The organism is Paenibacillus thailandensis, from assembly GCF_042685365.1.
In the GTDB taxonomy this organism is placed as follows: domain Bacteria; phylum Bacillota; class Bacilli; order Paenibacillales; family Paenibacillaceae; genus Paenibacillus_AP; species Paenibacillus_AP thailandensis.
On sequence record NZ_JBHUMY010000001.1, the window covers coordinates 447559 to 474084 of the forward strand.

The following is a 26526-nucleotide window of genomic DNA, read 5'->3' on the forward strand; positions in this document are numbered from 1 at the left end:
TGTCTAAGAATTTCACTTATTTACGGCATTTCCAATAACCTCTCATCCAAAAACTTAAGGAGTTGCTATTTTATGAAGGTTGTCATTCTTGCCGGTGGATTAGGAACGAGAATTAGCGAAGAAACGCGCGCCAAGCCTAAGCCAATGGTCGAGATCGGAGGAAAGCCGATAATATGGCATATTATGAGAATCTACTCCTTCTATGGATTCAATGAATTCATCATATGCCTCGGATACAAACGTCACTCCATTATCGACTACTTTGGAAACTATGATCGGAATCACTCGTCTCTTACCTTCGACTTTACAGGCGATCGGAAAACGATCGTCCATGAGCGAACTACGGAGCCATGGAAAGTCACTCTCGTCGATACCGGCCTTCATACGCAGACCGGCGGCAGATTGAAAAGAATCGCCCCGTATATCGGAAATGAGACCTTCATGCTCACCTACGGGGACGGACTGTCCGACGTTAACATCCACGAATTGCTCAGCTTCCATAAGCGGCACGGCAAGCTGGCAACGCTAACCGCGGTGCAGCCGGAAGGACGGTTCGGAGCGCTGCAAATCGACGACAACGATCTGATCCGAAAGTTCCAGGAGAAGCCTAAAGGCGACGCTAGCTGGATTAACGCAGGGTTTTTCGTGCTGGAGCCCGGAATCTTCTCGTATCTGGAAGGCGATGAAACCGTATTTGAGAAAGATCCCCTGGAAAATCTGGCCAAGGACAGCCAGTTGGCGGCCTACCGATTCCAAGGCTTCTGGCAGCCGATGGATACGCTTCGCGACAAGCTATATCTAGAAAAGCTATGGGAGGAAGGGAACGCCCCATGGAAAAAATAAGGTCGGCTTCGTTCTGGAAAGGAAAAAACGTTTTCATAACGGGGCATACCGGATTCAAAGGATCCTGGCTATCCATATGGCTTCATCGACTTGGAGCGAATGTGACCGGCTACTCCCTGGAAACGGAGACCTTGACCGAACCGAACCTTTACACGCTGACCGACATTCACAACCATATCCGTTCGATCGCGGGAGATATACGCGACAAGAACAAGCTTGCCCAAGCCGTCAGGGAAGCCGATCCCGACATCGTCATTCATATGGCCGCCCAGCCGCTTGTCCGCGAATCGTACCGCCGGCCGGTCGATACGTACGAAACAAACGTGCTCGGAACGCTATATTTGCTTGAAGCGGTTCGGATGTGGAACGAAGCCGGCGGCAGGATCAAATCGTTGGTCAATGTGACGACGGACAAATGCTACGAAAACAAGGAATGGGTATGGGGGTATCGCGAAAACGAGCCCCTCGGGGGCCATGATCCTTATTCCAACAGCAAGGCGTGCTCCGAGCTTATAACGGCCGCTTATCGGAGCTCCTTCTTTCCGGAGGAAGCCTATTCCGCTCACGGCGTCGCGATTGCCACCGCGCGGGCCGGAAATGTAATCGGCGGCGGCGATTGGGCGGAAGAGCGCCTCATTCCGGATTGTTTCCGCGCTCTTTTTGCCAATAAAGTGATAACGATCCGCAATCCTCAAGCGATTCGTCCCTGGCAGCACGTACTCGAGCCGTTAAGCGGATATATGCTGCTGGCCCAACGATTGTACGAGGAAGGACCCCGTTATGCGCAAAGCTGGAATTTCGGTCCGGACGAGAACGACGTCAAGCCGGTCGAATGGATCGTTCGCAGCATTTGCCGCAATTGGGGGAACGGGGCTGCCTACACCATTCATAAGGCAGACAAACTGCATGAAGCCAATTTCTTGAAATTGGACTGCTCCAAAGCCAAAGCGATGCTCGGCTGGAAACCGAGATGGTCGCTCGAAACGGCGCTCTCCCGGGTTACCGAGTGGATGCTTGCGTACAAAAACATGGAAGACGTGGCCGCCCTGACCGTGAAGCAAATCGAGGAATATGAGCAATTAAGGGGGGAAGAGGGCGCATTATGAGAATCGTTCACGTCGCTCCCTGCCATGAAACCGTGCCGCCGGCCAAAGACGGCGGCACGGAACGCATGATTCACGAGCTGTCGGAAGGGCTCAAGGCCGCAGGCCACGAGATCGTCGTTTACGCTCCTCCGGGCAGCAGCAGCAGCGGGACCCTCATCCCTTATCCCGGGTCTCATATGCCGGAGGAAGATATCGCCCGTTTCGTTCGAAGAACGCTTCCCGCCAATGTCGACATCGTACACGATCATACGTTCACTTCAACGGTCGGCAGGCTGAAGCTGCCGGGCATTCCCGTCGTATGCACCCTTCACCTTCCTGTCAATAACGGCGTGGATCATCCCGTATATGTCAGCCGGCGGGCATTGGAAATTATCGGGCATAACAAAGGCGATTTTATTTATAACGGAATCCGGCCCGAGCATTATCAATTTAGCGCCGACAAACATTCGTATTTATTGTTTATCGGAAGAATTATAAGAGAAAAAGGCATCGAACACGCGCTTGACATCGCCGACCTTACCGGAGATCCGCTTGTTATCGCCGGCCCGATTCACGACCAGGAGCTGTTCGACACCGTCATTAAACCCCGCATCCAGCGCAATCGCGGCATTCGGTACGTCGGCTCCGTCGGCGGCCAATACAAGCAGGATCTTCTCAAACATGCGAAGTGCGTCTTGTTTCCTTCCATATGGGAAGAGCCTTTCGGTTTTGTGATGATCGAAGCGATGGCTTGCGGAACTCCTGTCCTTGCTTTTAGGAACGGGGCCGCAACCGAAATCCTCGAGCCGTTCCCCCAGCTTCTGTGCGGCAGCGCCGGCGAAATGGCGCAGAAGGTACATTCCATACAAGGACTCTTTCCGCCGGAAACGCTGAGGAAGTTCGTTGAAGAGCGGTTTACGACGGCTATAATGGCAAGCCGGTATTTGGAGCTGTACGATCGTCTCTCTCAAAGCTATAAACGGAAGAGCTCCCGCAGCGTCCGTACAACCGGAGAGGGCGCCGGCATTCAGAAGCCGCACCGCCGCAAACCAAAAACAGGGGCCGGCGGCAGTACGAAAAGAAACCGTTCTGAAAAATCCGGCATGAAAAAGAAACGGTAAAATCAAAACGGGTATCCCCTGTTGCCGGATACCCGCTTCGATTCGCTTATCAACTTTCGGCTTTTAAAAGATCATAACTCCATGGAACGGACGACGCCTCTTGCCCGCCCTCTTCCGCCAGCTCCCTGCGGTATTCCTCCGCCAACCGGTATAACAAGTTCGCTCCTTCCGGATATGCCTCCCGCATCGTGCTCGCAAACAGCTCCGTATCGATTCCCGCATAATGGAAAACAACGAGAGGCTTTTCGTACAAATAGTAGATGCCTTTTTCCGTATGCGTAACGTCCCTGCCCGTCTCGCCTATGTTCCACATTCCCATATTGTACCCGGGATGCCGCAGCGTTTTGGCGTCAAAGTATAACGGAGCGAAGTCGAGCCAGCCCTGGCCGGCGTACCGGCGCTCATCCTTATAGCAGTTTTCGCTCAGTTTACCGTTCCACCATTTCAGAAATTCCTCGGCCGGCTTCGATCGCGCGATTGCGATGAACCCCGAATTAAACAGCCCAAAGCGCTGTAAGCCGTCTTGATGCCTCGAGGTGTTCAAAATATGCGGCGTGAGCCAGATCGGATGCTGGCGCAACGCTTCTTTTGCCGCCTCGAGGCGATAATACACCTTCGTATCGTCATCGAGATACACAAACTGGGAACATTGCGGATACTGCTTCATCGCATGCTGCAAAGCTGCAGCCTTTACCGATGCAATGGCTTCGGAACAGCGATATTTCAACATATTGGAATAGAAGTCCGGAATGCCCAAATCTTTGGCCAGCACCCAGCGATCGACGCAAGAACTTTCCGCCGACGGGGGAAACGACTCTTCCGCCAAGCAGACAAAAACGATTGCTTCCGGCTCGAACTTTTTGACCGAACGCGCCATGACCTTGGCGCGGTGCAAACGTCCGGCGGAGGTAACCGAGCAAACGACGAGCTTATCGTAAGCATCAGGAGCGGAACCGAACGCTCCCATATTCGGCATTGTCCCGGCTTTGCTCCTCCTTTTCAACGCTTTTGCGCTTCGAACGGATCCGGCGCGCGGCTTCCGTCTTCTTTTATTAGCTTTTGTGGCAAATATTTTCCGAAGCCGTGATTTTCTCCTTTTTAGCTTGCGAGGACGCTTGTTTTTTTGGTTACGGCTGCCCGAACGCACACTGGAAAGGAAAACCTCCATTTTATGTCATCCCCTTCGTCCTATATTGAATCGGCGGCATGAAATAGATTAATAGACCGCTCATAAAGTCCAAACTAATAGGAAGCCGGAGGCATTTACTATAATAATCAGATGAAATCTATGGAACCGGAGTTGATATAACGATGAGATTGGAAGAGATTCAGCAACCTTACGATTACGTCATAAGTTTAGGTGCGGCATGCATGCCTGCCTTCCAGCTAAAGATGAACAACCTCCGCTCGTTCTCGGGTCCCTTCGATTGGATGGGAAGTCCGGATGCGAAGGATGTTGCCCGTTTGCTTCGGAACAGGTTCGACAAATTTATGTTGAAAGAAAACATGACCATTGTCGAAACGGCCTTTCATAACACCATTGACGATAACGACAATTTTGTCATCAGCCATACTTACATGCTGAAGGATGAGCTTAACAACATCGTGTCGGGTCATGATTTTCCGGTTATTCCCGGCAAAGATTGGACGGACGGATATCCCGAATTCAGGGTAAAAATAGACAGGAGAATTAACCGGTTCTATGACCGGTTGCAAAACAGCAGGTCCTGTCTGTTCGTGAGAATGAGCGCCAGCTACGAAGATGCCGTCGAGCTCAGATCGGCCCTCGCATCCGTAACGGGCGGACAATTCAACCTTCTGGTGATTAACACGATGCCCAATCTTTCCGAGATGATCATTTCTCCCGCCGGATGGGAGCTGGACAACGTCTGCTGCGTCATTATACCCGAAACGCCTGGTAACTGGCGGGGAGACTACAACGTCTGGAGACAGCTTCTTGGCGGAATCACGCTGCTCAAACCGTAATCAGCCTAAAGAGAAGCCGTTACGGCTTCTCTTTAATTTGAAGCTGGCGAATATAGCTTCGCAGTCCGTCTTCCAATGAGCGCGGCTGCCATCCTAGCACCTGCCGGGCTTTCGCGTTCGAACCGCAGCAAACCATCGCTTCCCCTGCGCGCATGGGCAGCCGTCCGAATTGAAGCAGCTTAAGGTCTCCGCCTTGAATACGGGCAATTCGGAAAAGCAATTCCTTTAAGGCGATGGCGGTTCCCGAGCATAAATTAAAAATATCGAACAGCGGCCCCCGATCCAGATCGTCGATCAAAAGCTCGTAGCCTTTTACCAAATCGTCAATATAGCAATAATCTCTTTGCTGCTCGCATGAGGTCAGCGCTACCGCCCGATCCGACGCCAATGAAGCAATGACGCTGGGGAGAAGCTTCGCCGGCGAGTCCAGCGGACCAAAAGGAATAAATATGCGCGCAATCCGTGCAGGCAGTCCGTATTGTGCCGCCAGCTGCCCGACCCGTATCGTTTCGGTCAGCTTGGATAAGCCGTAGGCGGAGCTCGGCCAGCAAGCCTCGTCTTCCCCAAGCGGCGAGTCGGAGCTACCGTATTCCGATTGCGTGCCCGTCACCACAACGCCCCTGCAGCCGTTAAGGGACAGCGCTTCGAACAGCGGCGCCAAGGGCAGCACGTTGATTTCGTTTCCCTTACGAAGATCGTAGTTGAAGCCTTCATAATCTTTCACGTAACCCGCATGGTGAACCCATACTTCCGGTTTTTCGGTTTCGACAAACCGCTTCAACGCGCTGCTGTCGGTTATATCGAGCTGCGCGAGCCGAACGTTCGCCGCAGCCGCGGCGTTTAACCTGTCGCTTCGGATCGAGGAGTAGCTGTCTCTCCCGTTGCTGATCGTACCGACGACCGTATGGTGAAGAGAAGCCAGATGCACGGCAATATGGCAGCCGATGAAGCTGCTGACGCCGGTCACGACGATTTTCGCTTTATGAGTCATAGTTAACCCCCGCTGACTTTGCTTTCCCACATGCCTCTCGCGTTCAACGACACCCGTCCTGCCGTCCGCCGCCTCGTTTTCCTATTGGCTTGAAGCTTTTTTCTTGGAACCGTTCGTTTTGATTTTTTTAATGTTTTTCTTCTTTTGGCCGTTTTTACTGATTTGGCAGCCGAGCGCAGCTTTTTGGCCTTTTTTGCCCTGACGCGTCTCGTTTTGCGAGCCGCCCGCCGCTTCGCGCCCGCCGTTCGGCTTGCTTGCTGCCCGTCTGCCAATGCCTCCTCATGCGGTTCCTCATCGAGCTCATCCGAAGTTTTAAAGAAATCGTTCGAAAGCGCAAACGGATCGTCGATTGCCGGATCATTGAAATAGCGGGTGCGGTAAACCTTCTTTGACTCCCGCTCGATCGTCGTGCCGTCATAAAAACAGTTATAGCTCCATTCGAGGCCGTGAAGCATGGCTTTGTCCTCTTCGTTCAGTTCCGCCTCGTATTCGTCTCTTAACTGCATCAACAGCTGCTGCTGCCGCTCCGGAAGATAATGCATTGACGACATGTAGAGCGTATTATAGCAAGAGAAATGAACGCAGCGCAGCGGCAAGCCTTCCGCCAAAAAATGCTGTTCTTCGTCCAAACTAAGCGTTCGTTGGTGATAGTTCCAAAAAGCGAAGTTATAGCCCGGATGTCTTAAAATGTGCACGCGGTCGAAATAAGAAGGCACCAGATCGATCCAGGTTTGATCGCCGAAGTGTTCATCGTTTAAATAACCGTCATGTTCGATGCGTCGAATCCACCAATCGATAAATCCGGCCGAAGAATTGTCTCTTTTCACTCCAATAAAACCGGCATTATTGATGCCGTAATATTTGACGGTCTTTAAATAGCCCGGATCGAAAGGATCCGGCGAGTGAATGAGATGGGGAGTCAGTATAATGGAGTAATGCCGGAATAGATCGAAAATCTCGGCGAAAGGGCCCAGCACCTTCATATCCGTGTCCAAATAAACGAACTGCTCCTCTTCCGTATACTTCTCGAATGCGTATTTTAAAATTTGCGCCTTGCCCGCCCCTCCGGCTTCCACAACGCTATATTGAAATATAAACTTGTTGAAATTCGGGAAAAAATGCAAGTCCTGAAAGAGAACGATTTCGTCAAAATACGGATACGAAAAGGCTTCGGAAGGGATATGCCTTTCCATTAAACCGACGATCACTTTACAGTCGGGCATATGCGTTTTTGCCGATTTCGCCATTACCATCGCCCTAGGCAAATGTCCCGAGGACGTGGCCGTCACGATTATCATAGTGTTCGCCAACCTCCGATTCCATCGTTTTAGCTGTGAAGCAATATTATTGGCCAAAAAAACTGTTGGACAGAAGAAACGGATTGCTTATATCGGGCCTGGTATGATGAAACATGCGATACACTTCCCTGGTCTGGTCCTTAATCGGTTCCCCGCTGCTAAAACAATCGTAGCTCCAGCGAGTTCCGCTTAAATAACCGATGTCGATCTGTCCCAGTTCGTTGGCGTAATCGTTTCTCAGCTTGTTGTAGTAATTCTGCTGGTCTTCCCGAAGCGTCCGGATAACGTGAACAAAAGTCGAATTATAGTGGGAGAAGTGGAAGCAGCGCAGCGGCAATCCGTCAATTAATATTTGATCCCCGGAAATCGATGCGGTTCTTTCATGATAATTCCAAAAAGCGGTATTGTATCCGGGATGCCTCAAAATATAGACGTTATCGAAATAAGGAGGCACAAAATCGATCCACGACTGATCGCCGAAAATCTCCGAATCGATATAGCCGTGATGCTCGATTTGGCGAATCCACCAATCCAGAAACTTTATCGCGGCTTGATCTCTTTTGATCGCGACGAAGCCGGCGTTATAAATGCCGTGGAATTTAATGTTTTTGATTTGCTGAAGGCTGAGCGGCTCCGGAAAATGAATCAAATGCGGCGTAATAACGATCGAATGATCGCGGAAAATATCTTGCAGCTCTTCAAACGGACCGTAAACCTTCATATCGGTATCGAGATAAACAAAAATCTCTTCGGATTCGTATTTTTGACAGGCATATTTTAAAATTTGCGCCTTCCCCGTTCCTGCGCCTTCGGCCGCTTTGTATTGGAAAATAAACTTATGAAAATTGGGATAAATACCGGTGTTTTTAATAAGGACAATTTCGTCGCAGCAGTCCAAATTCCAATGAGGATAGGGGAGATTTTCTTCCATCAAGCCTATAATCACTTTACACTGCGGCATATGCTGTTTGACCGACTTCGCCATAAGCTTCGATCTTGGCAAATGAGCGGCAGTTGTCGAGGTTACGATGACCATAAGAAACCTCCTGTCTGATGCTGGCATCTCGAATTCCGGATCGAACTCCTTGCATCCGCTTGAAGCGGGCCGTTCGGCATTCGCCTCCAGGGATATCTATCACTACTTGATGTCTTTATGAAATGATCTGCCTTTTGCCTTATACTATGTTTGCCTAGTTTCATAGGAAACCCCTTCATAAGTCTATATTTGAATCAAAATAAAACCGTTTTGTATTAGTTCCGGCTTTCCGGTCATATGATACTATGAATCGGATTATCGACTTACGGGAGGAATGGCGGATGACGCAGGATGAAATCCGCGATCTGGAGCGGGCTATCGATGAAATAACCGAGATCGCGCAAGGATTTGGACTCGATTTCTATACGATGCGATACGAAATATGCCCCGCGGACATCATTTATACGTTCGGCGCGTACGGCATGCCGACGCGCTTCAGCCACTGGAGCTTCGGCAAGACGTTCAACAAGATGAAGATGCAATACGACTTCGGATTAAGCAAAATTTACGAGCTGGTCATCAACTCCGACCCCTGTTACGCTTTTTTGCTGGAGGGCAATTCCCTCATTCAAAATAAGCTGATCGTCGCGCATGTGCTCGCCCACTGCGATTTCTTTAAAAACAACGCCCGCTTCAGCCGCTCGAACCGCAATATGGTGGAAAGCATGTCCGCTACCGCCGACCGCATTCATCAATACGAGATGGATTACGGCGCCGAGGAGGTGGAGAAGTTCATCGACGCGGTGCTTGCCATTCAGGAGCATGTCGATCCGACGATCATCAAGCCGTACCAGCTGGACAAAACAAGATATATCGAGCTGATGAAGAAAGAAAAAGGCCGCTCGACCAAGATCGCTGCCGAATCGGAATACGACGATTTATGGTCGCTTGATCCGGAAATGCGGAAGGACGCCGCCCCGGAGCCGAATTATAAAAAGTTTCCGCCGGAGCCGGAGAAGGATCTGGTCTGGTTCATCGAGGAATATTCCACGATTCTGGAGGACTGGCAGCGGGACGTCATGTCGATGCTGCGCGACGAGATGCTTTATTTCTGGCCGCAGATCGAGACGAAAATCATGAACGAAGGCTGGGCGTCGTATTGGCATCAACGGATCATTCGCGAGCTGGATTTGACCAGCGACGAGACGATCGAATTCGCCAAGCTCAATTCGGCCGTCGTGCAGCCATCGCGGCACAGCCTGAACCCGTATTATCTCGGCCTGAAAATATTCGAGGATATCGAGAAGCGCTGGGACAATCCGACCGAGGAGGAGCGCGAGCGGTTCGGCCGCGTCCCCGGCCAAGGACGGGCGAAAATATTCGAAGTGCGCGAAAACGACTCCGATCTCTCCTTCCTTCGCAACTATTTGACGAAGGATCTGGTGAAGGAGCTGGACTTGTATATATTCGAGAAGAAAGGTCCGGAGTGGAAAATAACGGACAAATCGTGGGAAAACATTCGCGATCAGCTCGTATACTCCCGCGTCAACGGCGGCTTCCCGAGCATCGTCGTCGCGGACGGCGACTTCAACCGGATCGGCGAGATGTATCTGGTCCATCAATACGAGGGCATCGAGCTTGACCTGAAATATGTAGAGCGCACTCTCCCCTACGTCGTGCAGCTGTGGGGCAAGTCGGTTCACCTGGAGACGGTCGTCGAGGATAAAAAAATCGTCTTCAGCTGCGACGGCAAGAAGACGAGCAGAAAATTTATTTAGTCAGTCTGGTCGCGCCATCGTGCGCGATTTTTGATTACGTGGTCAAAGATATCATATGAACCCTTACTTTACGGCAAAAAACAAGAATCCATTTTGAAAAAAGATGAATCAAAATGGATTCTTGTTTAGCTGATTTAAGTTGGTACAAAGTTCGACCTTTCACTCTCGTCGAATAAAAAGCGGTTTTATTCCCTTACTTAAGTTCAGGAGTATTTGAAGGAAGTGTCCGAGCATTTGTAGATTGCTCGAAAGCGTAAGCAAGGTTTAGCAGCTTCTGTTCACTATAAGCTAGACCAAAGAAAGATATACCAACCGGCATTTCATCCGAAGTCGTTCCGGCAGGAACCGTTACCTCCGGGAACCCGGTAGCCGAAGCTACATAACCGGCCGCGTACGTATCATAAGCTTCACAGACATAGGATGGGTCCTCTTGGTCGAAACGAGGCGATGCTGGACAAGACATCGTCGGAAATACGATGGCATCCAACTCGTTTTGTTCCATAATCCGTTCTATTTCTTTTCGCACATTCGGGATTTCGATCGTTATTTTCTTCATATATTCAGCGGAAGACTTATACGGAGCTTGTTCAAGAGCGGTCTTATATCCTCCGATACGTGCCGGATTAACCGGAGTCTTCGAATTCACAACCTCTTCCGACTCGCTAATGGAAATGATTTCTTGCAATGTACGCGGGAAATTCCCATCTAAACGATTAAGATATTTCTCCAACTGAACTTTAAATTCTGCGTCTCCAACAGGACCTAAGATTGGTGTCCACAAATATTTCGTGGTTTCCGAGAAGGTTACAGGAACAATCTCCGAGCCCATTCGAGACATTTTTCCTATGGCCTTGTCAATCACCGCATCAACTTCTGCATTACCTCCGAAGAAATCCGTTGCAACCCCGATTCTAGCGGTTTGCAACGAGTTCTTGTCTAAAGAAGAACTGTAATCTTTTACGATATGGTTTTTGGCGGCTAAGGTCGCGTAATCGTTCTGATCCACTCCGGCCATGATACTCAGTGCGATGGCTGCATCCGATACAGTTCTGGCAATAGGGCCAGTGGTATCTAACGATAATGAAGAAGGGATGACCCCACTTCTGCTTGTTAGTCCTAGCGTGGGTCTAATCCCAACTAAACCCGTAACGTTGGCTGGACCTCTTATGGACCCGGAAGTGTCCGTCCCCAAACCGAATACGGCAAAGTTAGCTGCGACAGCGGCTGCCGTACCGCTGCTGGATCCGGACGCATCCCGCTTCAAGTTATAAGGGTTCAATGTAAGCCCGCCTAAAGAGCTATATCCTAATCTACCGAAAGAGGCGGCGAATTCGGACATATTGGTTTTGGCTAAAATAATGGCTCCCGCCTCTTTAAGCTTCTTAATCGTAAATGCATCTTGACTCGCATAATTCCCCTTCAAGGTTACCGAGCCCGCTGTAGTTTGCATGCCGGATACGTCAAAGTTATCCTTAACGACGATGGGTATTCCGTGCAATTTACTTCTTGGGCCTTTACTTTCCCTTTCGGCGTCTAATTCCTTTGCTATTTCTAGTGCCTCGTCATTAATGGAGATGATCGAATTTATTGCCGGTCCATTCTTGTCATAAGCTTCAATACGTTTCAAGTAATATTCTACGAGTTGCTCAGACGTTATTTTATGTGAATTTAATGCAAGATACAGTTCGTCAATGCTTTTTTCAAAGGGATTGAATTCCGTCTCTTCTGCATAAACGCTTTGAAAAGGCATAGTGATGGTTACGAAGAAGATGGTAAGTAACACTTTGGATGCGACCATTTTTCGAAACATGTTCTCTCAGCTCCTGATTCTTGTTAGATTAAGTGATAGCTAATGACAGATAATTTTTATCCCCTTCCTACTCCCCTTGTGTAATGTAAGTGAAAAAGAAGCTCCAAAGGCCGTGTCCAAAGTTTTTATAGGAATTTCGGCCGGAATGATCGTCGGAGTACCTATTGCAAGCTTTATGGATAATACTTTTTCATATGAATGGGCCATGGCGTTCTTTTTAATTGTAAATGCCCTTGTTTTCGTAGCTACATTACTATTTGTTCCTTCTATGCCTGTGAAGGAGAGATTAACTTATGGTTCGCAATTTTCCGTATTAAAGAGGCCCGTTCTATGGATTTCTATCGTAGCTGTAATTTTGATAAACGGATCGATTTTTGCAGTCTATAGTTACCTTAGTGAGTATCTTGGAACGGTGTCTATTATGTCACCTAACATCATAAGTTTGACGTTATTTATTTACGGGAGTGCTAATATCATTGGAAATATTGCCGTAGGAAGGCTGCTTACTCATAGCCCCTCCAAAGCAGTGTTCATGTTTCCTTTGTTATTGGCAGCTGTCTATACCGTTTTATTATTCACAGGTCAATTTGCTGTATCTATGATCATCACAACTATATTCTGGGGAATAGTGGCCGGTGGAATCATGACAAACATTAATCAGTATTTGATTATGTCCGCAGCCCCCCAAGCACCTGATTTTGCCAATGGATTGTTTATATCCGCATGTAATGTAGGAACAACAGTGGGTGCAGCTGTAGGAGGGGTATTTATATCCCAATTGGGAACACCCTATGTGATGTTAGCAGGAATCATGTTTTTGGTTCTAGGCTTTGTATCCATTTTGATTAGAAGCTATATGTTTTCTTCAGCTCGTCAACTTTCTTAAATAAACAGGTTTAATTGATGGGATTCGCCCGATCATGATATAATGAATCACGCCTAAAAATCTAACTAATGTTAGTTAGATTTTTAGGCGTTAACCTGAAAGGAGAGTAATTATGGCTTGGTTATTTCTAATTGTTGGAGGTATTTTGGAGGTAGGTTGGGCTTTAGGCTTGGCGTATTCTAATGGGTTTACAAAATTAGAAGTAGTTGTTCCTACGTTGATCTCGGCAGTGTTCAGTTTTTACTTTTTTTCGAAGTCGTTGAAACTGTTGCCCGTATCTACCGCGTATGCCATTTTTACAGGTCTTGGATCTTTCGGAACTGCAGTTATAGGAATGGTATTCCTGGGCGATTCTGTAAGTGTGCTAAAAATCATATTTATCATATCCTTAATAAGCTGCATTATCGGATTGAAATTTGTATCTAAAGAGCCTGAAACTGGAGGAAGTAAATAACATGGGTTGGATTTTTATCGTTATCGCGGGATTACTGGAAGTTGGAGTCGTTATATCCTTAAAGTTCGCTGAAGGATTTTCAAGATTGAAACCTACATTAGCTTTTATAAGCTCTATGCTGCTAAGTCTCTTTTTCCTTTCCTTGTCCCTGAAAGAAATTCCAATTAGTATTGGTTATGGTATTTGGACAGGTATTGGAGCAGCCGGAAGTGTCTTAACAGGGATGTTTTTATTTAAAGAAACGAAAGACATGAAGCGACTATGTTTAGTTGCTGGTATTATTATAAGTATTGTTGGATTAAAGTTAGTATCTTAAAAAATTATCGAGGTGTAATTTGGTGAGCAAAGGTGAAGAAACAAAAGAAAAAATACTAAAGAGTGCTCTAAACTTATTCTCTACGAGAGGTTATGACCAAACGTCTATCCGAGATATAGCAATAGAAGTAAATATTAAAGCACCTTCCATATATGCCTATTTCTTAAGTAAAGAAGAGTTGTTTATAAATGTAATTCATTTTGCAATGAAGGAATATACAATTTTTGTACAAGATCATGCTTTCATCATGGAAGATCAATCCGTTGAAAAGAAATTATATGAATTAATGAAATCTTTATGCGATTACTTTTCTGAAAATGAGTTTGGACGCTTCATAAATAGGTGTTTTACTTTACCACCTGAACAATTTAAAGAGAAATTAGTTCAACTTTATCTAGAAAGTGAAAAAGAAATTAAAAAAGTACTATTAAAAATTTTAAGTACTGATGCTGAAAAATTTATATCCATAGACTTAATTTTAGCCTCTTTTTTCTGCAACCTAGATGGAATGCTTCTCTATAGAGTGAATTACTCTCGAGAGCATTACGAAAAAAGACTAGAAGAAATCTGGCAAGTGTTTTGGCGAGGAATTCAAAAGTGATTGATTTTAGACAGGGTGAAGAGAAAATGATACAAAATAAACAGGATGCCATTGAAATTGTGGGTGCATCTGAAAATAACCTGAAGCATATTGATCTGACCATACCAAAAGAAAAATTAGTGGTTTTCGTAGGCGTTTCCGGTTCAGGAAAAAGTTCTTTAGCTTTTGATACGATTGCAGTGGAGAGCAGTCGACAATGGCAGGCCTCCTATCCTCTTTATTTGAGGAATAAAATGCCGCAATATGAGCGTCCTGCTGTCGAATATATTCATAACCTTACTCCTTCTATCGTTGTAGACCAAAAACCATTAGGTACAAACGCCCGTTCAACAGTGGGAACGGCTACGGATGTAGCTCCATTAATCCGCCTCCTGTTCTCGCGTGTAGGAGATCCAAGTGCAGGAGGGGCTACAGCTTATTCTTTTAATCACCCGTTAGGCATGTGTCCTACATGTACGGGTCTTGGAGTATGTTTGGAACTCAATGAGGACAGCCTTTTTGACCAAGAGAGGACGATTCAACAAGGCGGAATCCGTTTCAGCCAATTTTCTGCTGGTTGGCAAAGCCGATTATACTTAGGTAACCCGTTTCTTGATCAAGATAAAAAACTGAAGGACTTTAGTGATGAAGAGTGGGAGATCCTTCAATACGGCACAAATGAACCATTAAAAATAGAGTTGACCTCCAACAATACCGGTAAATCAGACAAAGTGGACTATGAGGGAGTGATCCCCCGTTTTCGCAGGCTATATCTCAATCGGGATATTTCCACATTAAAAAAGAGTCTGCAAAATGAAATTATGTCCTTTGTGCAAACACGTCCTTGCCCTGTCTGTAGAGGTACAGGACTGAATCCAAATGCATTGGCATCCAAAATTAACAACTATAATATTGCTGATTACTATGATATGCAAGTAAGTGATTTGCTTCCTATCCTTCGAAAAATCAATACCCCAGTAGGTGCTTCAATCGCCAAGCAAATAGCAGATAGCTTAAGCCACATGGTTGAGGTGGGGTTAGGATATCTGACCCTGTCACGAAGGACAGACACGCTTTCTGGCGGGGAAATTCAACGTCTAAAAATGATACGTCATTTAGGAAGTAATTTGAGCAATATCACTTATATTTTTGATGAGCCTACTGCCGGACTTCACCCTGATGATGCCAAACGGATTGCTGCATTGCTTTTAAAGCTGCGCGATAAACATAACTCAGTTCTTGTAGTTGAGCACAGCCGAAGCATGATCGAACTTGCAGATGAGGTTGTAGAGCTTGGGCCGCAAGCAGGTTATCATGGCGGACATCTTGTTTTTCAGGGAACCGTTGAATCTCTCAAAATGGCGGATACACAAACCGCCCAAGCATTGCGTGAGCCAGTCATTCTAAACCGGTCACCTCGAACATGGAAAGATGCATTCCGGATAGAAAATGCCACGATTAACAATTTAAAGAAAATATCTGTTTCCATCCCCAAAGGTGTATTAACAGTTGTTAGCGGTGTAGCAGGATCCGGTAAAAGCAGCTTAATTCGCAAGGAATTTGTTACACGTTACCCGGAATCCGTTGTTATTGATCAAAAACCTATCGGTACATCGTCTCGGTCTACTCCAGCAACATATACCGGAATAATGGATGAGATCCGTAAATTATTTGCAAAGGAAAATGGTGTTGGTCCGGAATGGTTCAGTTCGAACTCAAAGGGGGCATGTCCAGTATGTAATGGTACAGGTGAAATAAAGCCTGACGTTGCGTTTGCAGATGCTGTAGCCATTATCTGTGAAAAATGTGGTGGAGGTCGTTTTAATTCCAAAGCATTGAGCTTTAGATATTTGGGGAAAAATATTCAAGAGGTACTGGCACTCACAATTGATCAGGCACTAACATTTTTCTCAGAAAAGAAAATAGTAAACCGATTAATAAGTCTACAAGACGTTGGTCTAGGCTATATGACGCTCGGTCAGTCTACGAGCACCTTTTCTGGTGGAGAAAATCAGAGATTGAAACTTGCCAGTGAGCTTCACAAAAAAGGGAACATTTATGTACTTGATGAACCGTCAACAGGTCTACATCATCATGATATCAAGCGGTTGGTTGCGTTATTTGATCAGCTCATAAATCAAGGAAATACCGTAATCATCGTGGAGCATCGGTTGGAGATGATTGCATTGGCTGATTGGGTCATCGATCTAGGGCCTTATGGCGGAAATGAAGGTGGACGAGTCGTATTCAGCGGAACACCCGCCGATTTAATGAATTGTAAGGAGTCTGTTACGGCACGTTATCTAAAATCAGTAGTAGATCATTCTAATTAGTCTGTTGATCTGAAAGCTTTTCACCTAGAGACGGTCGCCGAGGATAAAAAATCGTCTTCAGCTGCGATGGCAAGAAGGCGGGCCGAAAATTTTATATAACAGTTAATCGCGCTCTCGGCGCGATTTTTTATTAGCTGCACCCGTGGGAATCGGCTTTATCGTATTAGGCTTCCATGTTAAACAGCTTGTCAAGCGATATTTGAAAATCCTGGAACACGTTCGACCGTACGTTATCTTGCTCCGTATATAAATCCCGCACCTGATGCAAGCCATCCTGCAGCGCATATACATGAACCGTGCGATTCCCAGGATCAACGATCCAATATTCCTGGACGCCATATTTCTGATAAAGATTAAATTTCTCATTAAAATCCTTAAGCGCCGTTGATGGCGACAACACTTCGATAATCAAAGTCGGAGCGCCTTGACAGCCGTTCTTGGAAATCTGATTCTTGGAGCAGACCATCGACAGGTCAGGCTGCGTCACATGATCAGGCGTATCAAATTGATCGCTCTCGCTGAAGAACACGGCGAACGGAGCGACAAACACATAACAGCTTTGATTCTGCAAGTACGTTCGCAGCGCGAAACGCATCTTGATAAGTGCGCTGCTTTTTCTCATCCTGATCCGACACTTGGATCTACCTCCTTCGGATCATTCGCTTGTTACCGGCTTATTTATAATTCACATTGTTTAATCTGTTCGATGATTACGTCTGTTGCCCAACACCACAATCTCGTTCGATGGACTTGTGAAAATCTGGTTGTGTGTACCTGAATTATACCACAAGACGATGCGAATTCTCAGCGCGGAGTTGTTTTGTTACCTTTACCTATTAGAAGGCGGGATCGGCGGCCCATGCTGCAAGCCAGCGGCGAATTCGCCTTCGCGTCGGGTATCCCGTTTTGGGCAGCATCGGCACAGTCGTTTCGGGGCAGCTTAAGGGACGATGCGCTAAATATAAAAAATCAACAAAATAACCAATATTATAATTGGGGTGATCCATATTGCATAAAGCGGTCGTATATGATGAAGACGAAGCATGGGAAACATCATGCAATTAAACAAGAACGAGCACATCCAAGACCAACCATGATGGTATGACATATAACCAATTTCTTTGCCAATCCACTCTAATGAAGAATAGATCATTATCCATTTCAGATAGTGGCCCAAAACCGGTACTTTTTGATTTGGGAAGTTGGACAAAAAAAGCATAACTGTACATGGGAAAATAATAAAGCTATATAAATTATCAGTAATGAGTTCGTTGGGAACGTTACGCTCGTAATGCCAAAGATGGTAGAGGTTATGAGCAATGTATTGATATAGCAAGCTCATGCTTACCATGTAATATATGGTCGGCAAAAACTCCTTCCAACGTTTCCAATCAGCCCATTTCCAAGCTGAAAGTAGTGCCCATACTGTTAATGCAATGTGCAACAAAGTGAACCCCGCCTAAGTTTAATTTACATTCAAGCTTCCCCGCTTAACTGTTTCCTTATTCTTCCCTTCCAAGATATACCACGGGCTCCTCCGGCAGGAATCGTCAGACGAGTAGCGCTCATCATAAAAACAACCTTCGCCATGCAGCGGCGAAGGTTGCATTGCTGAGGTATCTGGAACAACTTGTTTCTTAAAGCTGCAAGGTGCTTAATACCTGCTTGCTTACGACATCCAATCTGGCCACTTCTTCGTCGGACAATACAATATCGACGGCTTTTAAGTTTTCAAGAAAGTGCTTTTCGTTTTGCGTTCCGATAATCGCGGATGTCAATCCTTTTTGATGGAATAACCAGTTTATCGCAATTTGCGAAAGAGTTGCGCTGTGGGCATCGGCGATCTCTTTTAACGCCAATATAAGAGCTTTCGTCTTTTGCATGTTTTCAGGCTGAAACAGCGGCCGATTCCGTCTGAAGTCGTTTACTTCGCGGCCTCCCAGATGAAAGATACCCGTCAAAATGCCTTTGGCGATCGAGTTGTAACTCATGACGCTAATCGCATTATCATGGCAGAAACGCATCAGATCCCGCTCAATATCTCTTTGCAAAAGGTTATACTCCGGCTGAATGGCGTCAATCCGCCCGAATTGCAGCGCTTCCTTTAATTGCTCCAACGAAAAGTTAGAAACGCCTATCGCTCTAATCATGCCCGATTCTTTTAATTGGTTAAGCGCATGCATCGTATCTTCAATCGGAATTTCCTTGCTTGGCGAATGGATATAGTACAGATCGATATAATCCGTATTCAATCTGAACAGGCTTTGCATTACGGCCGTGCGGACATCCGCTGGCCGCAAATGATGGGAACTGATTTTGGTGGCGATTACGCATTCCTTTCGGATCTCGCGCAGCGCTTTGCCCACGAAGAATTCCGAATGGCCTGCGCCATAGATTTCAGCCGTATCGAACGTGGTTACGCCGTTTTCAAACGCCGTGCGAAGAAGTTTGATGTTATCCTCGTCCGACTTCACTTCCCATCGGTCGATGCCGTTTCCAAAGGCGTTGCCTCCCCCAAGCTCCATCGCTCCAAATGTAATTCGAGAGACGTCGAAATTTGTTTGGCCGAGTTTTACGTACTCCATACCGAAACCACCTTTTATGTAAATGTTGGTAAACGCTTCTTTAACTATTCTTCGTTGGCCCATCGTCGGCCTCTAGATATTTTTTAACATAATGGCGGTTTTTTTATGGCGTTTTTGGAGCTCTTTTTCTGCACTTATGTAAACTCATCATTGCCTTTTTGCTGCGATGAAAGGAACGCCTGTAACGAAAGCCTCCGATCAGAGCCATTCCGATTACGACCATGATACAGCCTGCCCATTGACGCCACCCGGCCTGTTCGTTCAAGATCGCGACCGATAATAGAAAAGCCGTAAACGGCATCATCCCCGAGAAACCGGCTGCCGTCGCCGCATCGGTTCTCTGAATGCCCGCATACCAGAACATGAAGGCCAGTCCGGTTACAAAAGGACCGTACCAAACAAGCGCCAGCCAAGCATGCCATCCGATGGCGGACAAGGCGGTTAACGGATTTTCAAACAAGGACGGAACGACGCAAAGAAAAAAAAGCGATAGAGGAAACGAGCGTCGTTTGGGTCAGCGGATGAACCGTTTCCTTGCCGGAGGCTGCGGATCGAACAGCCGCCGCACGCGACAATACATTGAACGAAGCTACGCTGGCAGCGGCGCATAATACCAATGCGTTTCCCCATAAATGCGCCATAGATAACAGGCTTTCCGGCGCCAAAAAGCCTTGGATCAGAATAATGCCCGCGACGGTACACGCGATCCCGGCCATTTTGTAAGATTCCAATTTTTCCCGCAGCAGCAATCTGGCCAATAGGACTGTTAAGGCAGGCGTTGCGCCGGTCAAGATCCCTGCCTCCGCCGAGCTTGTGAACGTTAACCCGTATAAAAGAAACAAGCGAAACAAAAAAACGCCGAATAACGCCTGGCACGCCAGCAGCATCCACTCTCCCGCGGTTAGGCGCCGTACCGCCGCCATCGTTTCTTTCCATTGGAAAGGAAGCAGGCAGATCATGGACAACAACAAGCTGACAGCCGTAATGGTAAATACGCCAAGCCGACCGTTTACCAGACTTGCCGCGATAACGGAGCTTCCCGCAAGCGAGAAAGCGCCGATCAAATACAACATTCCTTTGTACGATTCCAATACGTCCACATCCCGGTCAAAAATTTACCAATTTATCTTCGAAATTGATGTTAAAATCATAGTCAATGAACCGGTAACGGGAAAGGACCAGTTCAGCCCGAATTTATGCGAACCAGTTGGAGGCTTATATGTGGGAAATCGAATTGCAAAGGCAAAGCGAAATATCCTTGAAACGACAAATTTACGCCGCCCTTCGGGATAAAATTTTGAACGGAAAGCTGCCGGCAGGCGAAGCGCTGCCTTCAACGAGACAACTGGCGATGGCCCTTAACGTATCGCGCAACACCATTAACGAAGCTTACGATATGCTGATCGCCGAAGGCTATATCCATAGCTCGCAAGGTGCCCCGTCCCGGATTGCCGATGGCTTGCAGCTCTCTCCCAAGCCGAACGGCGGCATGAACGAAACGGATGAGCCGGCTGCGTCCTTCTTGGCCGATTTCCGGACCGGCCAGCCGGATTTAAGGCAGTTTCCCCGTTATTCCTGGCAGCAAATCGCGCAGAAGAAGATGCGGGACATGACGGCAGACCAATTCGGGTATACGGGTCCGCAAGGCATGTCCGAGCTTCGCGAGGAAATATCCGCCTGGCTGTACAGAAGCAAAGCGCTCGCCGTTCATCCCCGCGACATCTTCATTACCGCCGGCGCCACGCATGCCCTTCACGTCGTAGCGGACCTGATGTTCCAGGACGCACGGGAGCTGCTCGTGGAAGATCCTTGCAATATCCACATGCTGCAGACGTTCATCAACAAAGGTTATGCCGTCCGCGGCATTCCCGTGGACCGCGAAGGTCTTCGAACGGAGTTGCTGGACGGTCGCCCCGGCAGCCTCGTCTATGTCACCCCGTCCCATCAATTTCCGCTTGGCGGCATATTGCCGGCCTTTCGGCGGGCGGGACTGATCCGATTCGCAAGGGAAAACGGAAGCTATATTGTGGAAGACGATTATGACAGCGAGTTCCGATATTATGGAGCTCCGGTAAGCCCGTTATATGCCATGGATCCGGAGAGGGTCATCTACGTCGGCACATTCAGCAAAGTACTGTTTCCGGGCCTCCGTATCGGTTACGTCGTTCTTCCCGCCGAATTGCATAATCGGTGGCGGCGCCTGCGCACCTACACGGATGTGCAGAACCCTCCCTTCGAGCAGGCGGCGCTTGCGGAGTTCCTTCGGACCCGAAAGTTCGACAAGCACATCGGAAAGATGCGAAAGGTTTACAGAGAACGCCGGGAGGCTCTGCTGTCGGCGCTTAAGGAATATTTCGGAACGGGATGGCAACCGTGGGGAGACGCGGCCGGGCTGCATCTTGCAGTCGATTTTCAAGACATGGTGTTTGACGAGCCATGGATGAAGGCCAGCAGGCAGCACAAAATCCGGGTTACCCCCGTAGATTATCATTGTATTCGAAAGGGAGCCCATCCCCATAAGCTGCTGTTCGGGTACGGCCATCTGGAGCCCGGCGAGATTTGCAAAGGAATGGAAGTTTTACATCAGTTTTTTGAAAAAGGACTATAGTTTAAAACAGGAACATGAATACAACAGGGACCTAGCTTAGCGCTAGGCCCCTGTTGTTATCTAATTATAAATCCATAATTTGTAGATGAATTTATCCGAAATTCGTTGTATGGGCTCACCCTTCCTAAAGATTTATGATGAAGTTCAGAGGAAGGGAGGGGGAATTGCTCCAAATAATTTCATGTGTACGCCTTAAATTGAAAGCGTTTTATTCCATTAAGCTCGCCGGCATACTCTGACGGCAGCCAACTCATTCAAGGGGTGAATTTGATGTTCGTTTCACGGAAAAGATGGTTTTCCGGCATTCTCGCTTCGGTACTGTTCTCTTCTTTATTTGTATCGGGGCATGCATTACCGGCCTCAGCAACAACTTCCGGCTTGTCCGGCGGCGTTTCTCCCTCTTCTCCGGCGGTCAGCAGCAAGGAGGCCATCATCGAAGCCGAAGACGGAGTCATGTCCGGCGAGGTCAGTATCGGTTCCGCCGGCACGGGCTATTCCGGTACCGGTTACGCCAACTTTAAAAGCACAGGGTCGTTAATCCTTACTTATCATGCGGCTGAAAGCGGCCTTTACGATCTTGCAATCGGTTACAGCGCTCCTTACGGGGCCAAAAAGACAAGTCTGACAGTCAACGGCCAGACAAGCGAAATCTCCCTCCCCGCAACCGAAAGCTACACGGAGGTGCCCGGCGGTAAAGTGATGCTGAATGCGGGCGATAACACGTTTCAATTTGATCCTAACTGGGGCTGGTACAATATTGACTACGTCAAGCTGTCTGCAGCGGCCTCCCCGGCTCCGCATCAAGTGAAGAATAAGCTGGCGAACCCGAATGCGACCGTGGAAACCAAGGCGCTAATGAGTTACTTCGTCGAGCATTACGGCAGGAACATTTTTTCCGGCCAGCAAACCCTCGAGGATGCGGAGTGGATTAAAGAGCAGACCGGAAAGTATCCTGCAATCTTATCTACGGACATGATGGATTACTCCCCTTCCCGCGTCGAACATGGTACCACCTCAACCGAAGTGGATAAGGCGATCCAATGGGCTAGAGAAGGCGGAATTGTCTCGTTCGTCTGGCACTGGAACGCTCCTGGCGGGCTGTACGACATCCCCGGAAAGGAATGGTGGCGCGGGTTTTATGCGGACTCAACGGCCTTCGACGTTCAATATGCGCTCGACCATCCGGATTCCGAGGATTATCGGCTAATTCTGCGGGACATCGATGCCATCGCCGTTCAGTTGAAACGCCTTCAGGACGCTCACGTTCCGGTGCTGTGGAGACCACTGCACGAAGCGGAAGGCGGATGGTTCTGGTGGGGAGCCAAAGGACCGGAACCCGCCAAGCAGCTGTACCGCCTCATGTACGAGCGCCTTACGGAATATCATCAGCTGAATAACCTGATATGGGTATGGAACTCCGAAAGCCCCGATTGGTATCCAGGCGACGATGTCGTTGATATCGTAAGCGTGGACATCTACAATCCGGCAGGCCATTACGGACCGAGTATCGCCAAATACGACAGCCTCGTGAATCTCGTCAATGACAAGAAGCTGGTCGCCATGCCCGAAAATGGGCCAATCCCCGATCCGGAGCAGCTTCAGGCCTATTCCGCGCATTGGCTCTTCTTCAGCACGTGGGCAGGCGATTTCATTCGCGACGGACAACATAACTCCCTGGATCATATCCAAAAAGTTTTTAACAGCGAATACGTTATTACAAGAGATGAACTTCCGGAAAATCTATATACTTCGAGCAAGTATAAAGCAAAGAAAGGCTCCACACCGCACTAGTAATGCCGAATCATGAAATCGCTCCCATTAAAATATGTGGAAGGCTAACTTGTTAGTTGTTATAGGAAGTTATCTTGTCTATATAGGGAGTAAAGATTATCATGATCGTCATCATTAAGTAGGTCAATGCAACTAAAATAGCTTGCTCTGAAACGAAAGCTGTCGCCCTCGGAAAATTCCGGTGGCGACAGCCATAGAAGCAAGGAACTGCCGTACTCTTTGACCGATCTGAGACGGATCCCCGTTTCTGATTTTAAAAGGGTTATGGATTAATACAATACGGGAAGCTTATCAAGGGTTATCGCATATTCATGATGGTATGCCTGACGCAGCTCCTCCTCGGAAGTCCATTCTGCGGTCGATCCGAACTCATTCGACCAGGTCATATACCAAACCCACGGAATTCTTGTTATCGACAGCTGCTTTATGCTCGGCAGCACTCCGATCTCTCCTAATGCAACTAACTTCGGTTCCGAGGTTATACGGACCAGCTCCTCATATTCGGGCCGCAAGTGGGTATGACTATGCTTGGGAGGGTACAGGTCTCTGGATATGACATCCGCCACATCATCCCCCACATACCCTTCTGCCAACGGGGAGTTCCAAACCCAGATCAGATTGTTCAGCGCATGAACGCGAGTATACCGGTCGTACATGATGCGGTACAGCTGCTTGGCCACCTCGGGGCCTTTGTGTCCCCACCAGAACCAATCTCCTTCGGCTTCATGGAACGGTCTCCACAGAATGGGGATTCTTTTCTCGCAAAAAGGTTTCAGAATATCGGCCATATGATCCATATCGGAAATTAAAGCCTTATGCTCATCCGTTCCTTCTATTACGGCCTTGGAAGCGTCAAATGTCGTATTGCTCGAATAAAATCCTTTATCCCAGCTCCCAAAAGGCGAGAACCAATGCCAGGTGAACGTGATCAACCCCTTTCGTTCCGCCCATTCCCAGGCCCGGTCCAGCGTGTTGCGGTTCTCTTCGATTTCAAGCAGGCATTCTGCACTGCTGTTGTCGTAATTAATATTGGGCGAATAACTTAACAGCTCGAAGCCGCAAAGCGCAGGAAGCTTCCCCGTAACCTGTTCAATATACCGGAGTTCCTTCTGTACATTGGTTTGGGTATGTTGGCCGGTAATAATGGCTTTTCCGGATATGCCGCGCAAGTATCGGAGAACCGATGTTACTTCGTTCAAAGCGTTCGGATTGCAAGGTGACAGGTCAGCCATATTCATAGGATTCATGGGTCTCTCCTTCAGTTTGGTTTAATTTCGCGCTCCTGGAAAAAAGGGGCGTGTCCCTCTCCGGCAGGAAAGTGAGAACGGCCCCTTCTTTTCATGAAACGAGTTATTTGGCGGACCAGAGCTTGATCCGGTCTTGAATATGCTTGGTGTAGGAGGCCTCCATTTCTTCTACGCCTGCCTCCTCCAATTCAGCCATATAAGCGTCCCAAATCTTATCGAAGTCTTCCGGCTTGGACATGACAGCCTCCGGAATGCGTTTCCAGGTAATGTCCTTCATCTTGGCTCCCAGGATAACGGCAGGATCATCGTTAGGAAGCGACATCGTATATGCTGCTCCGTATGCTCTCGGTTGGAATTCTTCTTCCTTGGGGAAAAGATCTTTCCAATGCTCGGCGTTATATGCTTTCAGGGCTTCCTTTTCCGGCTCGCTATAAGCCAAAGTCAACATTTCCGGGTAACTGCGAGTGAAGTAGTTGCCGGTCGAATCCTTGATGCCGTCGCCGTAATGAACCATCAAGTTCCAGTACAGTCCGATGCCGGACTCTTTTTGGAACGCCGCGTTATCGTTGTTCATCCGTTCTTGTACGGCCGGAATGATTGTCCGTTTACCGTTCTCCATCGTATAATGCTTTCCCTCAATACCCCAATTGTTCAGGATTTGCCCTTCTTCCGATGCCAGAAAGTCCAGGAACTTGATCGCACGTACCGGATCCTTGCATGTACTCGAAATCGAGATTCCGTATCCTCCGTCAAAGCCGGCGGCCCAGAAGCTGGTATCCTTGTATTCCTCGCTCATGGTAACCGGATAATGACCGTAAGTCTGGTCGAATTTACCCGCGGCCTTCAGCGCATTTTGACCGTCGCCATAATCCCATTCCGGACTTGCCAAGCCAAGAACCCTGCCCGAAGCGACCTTCGCCTTGAATTGATCGGTTTTCTGCACGAAGCTTTCCGGATCGAGCAATCCGATGTCGTTCATGTGATTCAACCAGCGGAAAAACTCCTTTTCTTCCGGACGGCGGAAATGGTAAATCGCTTCGTGCGTTTGTTGATCGATGAAGTATTCGCCGTCGTCCGGTCCTCCGGTCGTCTGGAAGCCCAAGTTGGTCACCTGGTACATATGCCAATCGTCCGCATTCAGAGACAAGCCGATATGTTTATTGCCGTTTTCATCCGTTGGATGCTTGGTGATATAATCTTGAATCACTTTCTCGAAATCCTTCACCGTACGAATTTCCGGATAACCTGCCTCCTTGACGACACGGTGCTGGAGTTCAAAACCTCCTTCGGCTTTAAACTTCTTCTCGTCGACGGAGGACCAGGTCGGAATCGCATAGATCGATTGGTCGTCGAGACTGTACTTCGTTCGAACAATCTTGTCCCCCAGCATTTTTTTGATGTTCGGAGCATGCTTGTCGATCAAATCCGTCAGATCGATAACGGCGCCGGCGTCGACGAGCTTGCCTAAATCCGCCTTGGCCGCGATTAAATCCGGGTATTTGCCCGTTGCCGCAATCAACGAAATCTTTTGCACCGGGTCGCCGACCGCAAATTCGGCATCCAAGGTTACGCCGGTTTTCTGCGTGATGATCTTTCCGACCTCGTCCTCCATGTTATTCCAATTCGTGCTGGAGTCTTCCGAAAAATAAGTGAACGTGATCGGCTTCAAGTTACTGTCTGCCGTCCCGGAGAGAGCATTTCCTTCGTTCTCAGCCGAAGACGGGCCATTGTTTCCGCTGCACCCTGCAAGCGATACCGCTAAAGTCAGCGCCATTAGAGACGTGATCACCTTTTTGTTCCGTGACTTCATAAAGCGTACCCCCAATTGAATAATGATT

The 26526-nt window shown here is 48.0% G+C and carries 24 protein-coding genes; 12 read left to right on the forward strand and 12 right to left on the reverse strand.

The window, feature by feature from the left end:
* Positions 1 to 72: 72 nt before the first annotated feature.
* From rfbF to ACFSW5_RS02035, 3 genes are read left to right on the forward strand one after another with little or no spacing between them, the layout of a single operon-like run.
* On the forward strand, positions 73 to 843 hold the full coding sequence (gene rfbF / locus ACFSW5_RS02025; RefSeq protein WP_379269184.1) for a glucose-1-phosphate cytidylyltransferase: 771 nt from the start codon (positions 73 to 75) through the stop codon (positions 841 to 843).
* On the forward strand, positions 831 to 1949 hold the full coding sequence (gene rfbG / locus ACFSW5_RS02030; protein WP_379269187.1) for a CDP-glucose 4,6-dehydratase: 1119 nt from the start codon (positions 831 to 833) through the stop codon (positions 1947 to 1949). Before rfbF ends, rfbG begins: the two co-directional genes overlap by 13 nt.
* Entirely contained in the window at positions 1946 to 3049 is a 1104-nt protein-coding gene (locus ACFSW5_RS02035; protein WP_379269189.1) for a glycosyltransferase family 4 protein, read from the forward strand. The genes rfbG and ACFSW5_RS02035 overlap by 4 nt, the downstream gene beginning before the upstream one ends.
* Before the next feature lie 49 nt (positions 3050 to 3098).
* On the opposite strand, the gene ACFSW5_RS02040 is transcribed toward ACFSW5_RS02035, so the two are convergent.
* Positions 3099 to 4025 carry a hypothetical protein gene (locus ACFSW5_RS02040; protein ID WP_379269191.1) on the reverse strand — a complete coding sequence of 309 codons (927 nt, stop codon included), beginning with the start codon at positions 4023 to 4025 and terminating at the stop codon, positions 3099 to 3101.
* Positions 4026 to 4360: 335 nt separating this feature from the next.
* Here ACFSW5_RS02040 and ACFSW5_RS02045 point away from each other — a divergent pair, with 335 nt between their 5' ends.
* The gene (locus tag ACFSW5_RS02045; protein WP_379269193.1) at positions 4361 to 5035 is read left to right on the forward strand and encodes a DUF1796 family putative cysteine peptidase; all 675 of its coding nucleotides are present in this window, start codon (positions 4361 to 4363) and stop codon (positions 5033 to 5035) included.
* Between the two features lie 19 nt (positions 5036 to 5054).
* On the opposite strand, the gene ACFSW5_RS02050 is transcribed toward ACFSW5_RS02045, so the two are convergent.
* From ACFSW5_RS02050 to ACFSW5_RS02060, 3 genes are read right to left on the reverse strand one after another with little or no spacing between them, the layout of a single operon-like run.
* The gene (locus ACFSW5_RS02050) at positions 5055 to 6026 is read right to left on the reverse strand and encodes an NAD-dependent epimerase/dehydratase family protein (RefSeq protein ID WP_379269195.1); all 972 of its coding nucleotides are present in this window, start codon (positions 6024 to 6026) and stop codon (positions 5055 to 5057) included.
* A 2-nt stretch (positions 6027 to 6028) separates the two neighbouring features.
* Complete coding sequence (locus ACFSW5_RS02055) at positions 6029 to 7324, reverse strand: hypothetical protein (protein ID WP_379269197.1); 1296 nt, start codon at positions 7322 to 7324, stop codon at positions 6029 to 6031.
* A 46-nt stretch (positions 7325 to 7370) separates the two neighbouring features.
* On the reverse strand, positions 7371 to 8360 hold the full coding sequence (locus ACFSW5_RS02060) for a hypothetical protein (RefSeq protein ID WP_379269199.1): 990 nt from the start codon (positions 8358 to 8360) through the stop codon (positions 7371 to 7373).
* A 281-nt stretch (positions 8361 to 8641) separates the two neighbouring features.
* Here ACFSW5_RS02060 and ACFSW5_RS02065 point away from each other — a divergent pair, with 281 nt between their 5' ends.
* Positions 8642 to 10078, forward strand: coding sequence for a SpoVR family protein (locus ACFSW5_RS02065; RefSeq protein ID WP_379269201.1), 1437 nt, complete (start codon positions 8642 to 8644; stop codon positions 10076 to 10078).
* A gap of 193 nt (positions 10079 to 10271) precedes the next feature.
* Here the strand turns inward: ACFSW5_RS02065 and ACFSW5_RS02070 are convergent, their stop codons facing one another.
* On the reverse strand, positions 10272 to 11888 hold the full coding sequence (locus tag ACFSW5_RS02070; protein ID WP_379269203.1) for an amidase family protein: 1617 nt from the start codon (positions 11886 to 11888) through the stop codon (positions 10272 to 10274).
* Positions 11889 to 11964: 76 nt separating this feature from the next.
* Here ACFSW5_RS02070 and ACFSW5_RS02075 point away from each other — a divergent pair, with 76 nt between their 5' ends.
* From ACFSW5_RS02075 to ACFSW5_RS02095, 5 genes are all read left to right on the forward strand, one after another.
* Entirely contained in the window at positions 11965 to 12774 is an 810-nt protein-coding gene (locus ACFSW5_RS02075; protein ID WP_379269205.1) for an MFS transporter, read from the forward strand.
* 112 nt (positions 12775 to 12886) lie between these two features.
* Complete coding sequence (locus ACFSW5_RS02080) at positions 12887 to 13228, forward strand: DMT family transporter (protein WP_379269208.1); 342 nt, start codon at positions 12887 to 12889, stop codon at positions 13226 to 13228.
* 1 nt (position 13229) lies between these two features.
* The gene (locus ACFSW5_RS02085; protein ID WP_379269210.1) at positions 13230 to 13544 is read left to right on the forward strand and encodes a DMT family transporter; all 315 of its coding nucleotides are present in this window, start codon (positions 13230 to 13232) and stop codon (positions 13542 to 13544) included.
* A gap of 22 nt (positions 13545 to 13566) precedes the next feature.
* A complete protein-coding gene (locus tag ACFSW5_RS02090; RefSeq protein WP_379269212.1) occupies positions 13567 to 14145 on the forward strand; it encodes a TetR/AcrR family transcriptional regulator in 579 nt (192 codons plus the stop codon).
* Positions 14142 to 16457: an ATP-binding cassette domain-containing protein gene (locus ACFSW5_RS02095; protein ID WP_379269214.1), complete on the forward strand. Its 2316-nt coding sequence runs from the start codon at positions 14142 to 14144 to the stop codon at positions 16455 to 16457. The genes ACFSW5_RS02090 and ACFSW5_RS02095 overlap by 4 nt, the downstream gene beginning before the upstream one ends.
* A gap of 163 nt (positions 16458 to 16620) precedes the next feature.
* Here the strand turns inward: ACFSW5_RS02095 and ACFSW5_RS02100 are convergent, their stop codons facing one another.
* The 5 genes from ACFSW5_RS02100 to ACFSW5_RS02120 form a co-directional block, all read right to left on the reverse strand.
* Entirely contained in the window at positions 16621 to 17079 is a 459-nt protein-coding gene (locus tag ACFSW5_RS02100) for a Uma2 family endonuclease (protein ID WP_379269217.1), read from the reverse strand.
* A 333-nt stretch (positions 17080 to 17412) separates the two neighbouring features.
* Positions 17413 to 17904, reverse strand: coding sequence for a CBO0543 family protein (locus tag ACFSW5_RS02105; RefSeq protein ID WP_379269219.1), 492 nt, complete (start codon positions 17902 to 17904; stop codon positions 17413 to 17415).
* A 190-nt stretch (positions 17905 to 18094) separates the two neighbouring features.
* Positions 18095 to 19042, reverse strand: a complete 948-nt coding sequence (locus ACFSW5_RS02110) for an aldo/keto reductase (protein WP_379269221.1) — start codon at positions 19040 to 19042, stop codon at positions 18095 to 18097.
* Positions 19043 to 19145: 103 nt separating this feature from the next.
* Complete coding sequence (locus ACFSW5_RS02115; RefSeq protein WP_379269224.1) at positions 19146 to 19502, reverse strand: DMT family transporter; 357 nt, start codon at positions 19500 to 19502, stop codon at positions 19146 to 19148.
* Positions 19495 to 20133: an EamA family transporter gene (locus tag ACFSW5_RS02120; protein ID WP_379269227.1), complete on the reverse strand. Its 639-nt coding sequence runs from the start codon at positions 20131 to 20133 to the stop codon at positions 19495 to 19497. The genes ACFSW5_RS02115 and ACFSW5_RS02120 overlap by 8 nt, the downstream gene beginning before the upstream one ends.
* Before the next feature lie 128 nt (positions 20134 to 20261).
* Here ACFSW5_RS02120 and pdxR point away from each other — a divergent pair, with 128 nt between their 5' ends.
* Both pdxR and ACFSW5_RS02130 read left to right on the forward strand, forming a co-directional pair.
* Positions 20262 to 21650, forward strand: a complete 1389-nt coding sequence (gene pdxR / locus ACFSW5_RS02125) for a MocR-like pyridoxine biosynthesis transcription factor PdxR (protein WP_379269229.1) — start codon at positions 20262 to 20264, stop codon at positions 21648 to 21650.
* A 270-nt stretch (positions 21651 to 21920) separates the two neighbouring features.
* A complete protein-coding gene (locus ACFSW5_RS02130; protein ID WP_379269231.1) occupies positions 21921 to 23441 on the forward strand; it encodes a glycosyl hydrolase in 1521 nt (506 codons plus the stop codon).
* A gap of 269 nt (positions 23442 to 23710) precedes the next feature.
* On the opposite strand, the gene ACFSW5_RS02135 is transcribed toward ACFSW5_RS02130, so the two are convergent.
* Positions 23711 to 24688 (reverse strand): glycosyl hydrolase, encoded by a 978-nt coding sequence (locus ACFSW5_RS02135; protein ID WP_379269233.1) that lies wholly within the window; start codon positions 24686 to 24688, stop codon positions 23711 to 23713.
* A gap of 103 nt (positions 24689 to 24791) precedes the next feature.
* Positions 24792 to 26498 carry an ABC transporter substrate-binding protein gene (locus ACFSW5_RS02140; protein WP_379269235.1) on the reverse strand — a complete coding sequence of 569 codons (1707 nt, stop codon included), beginning with the start codon at positions 26496 to 26498 and terminating at the stop codon, positions 24792 to 24794.
* Positions 26499 to 26526: the final 28 nt, after the last annotated feature.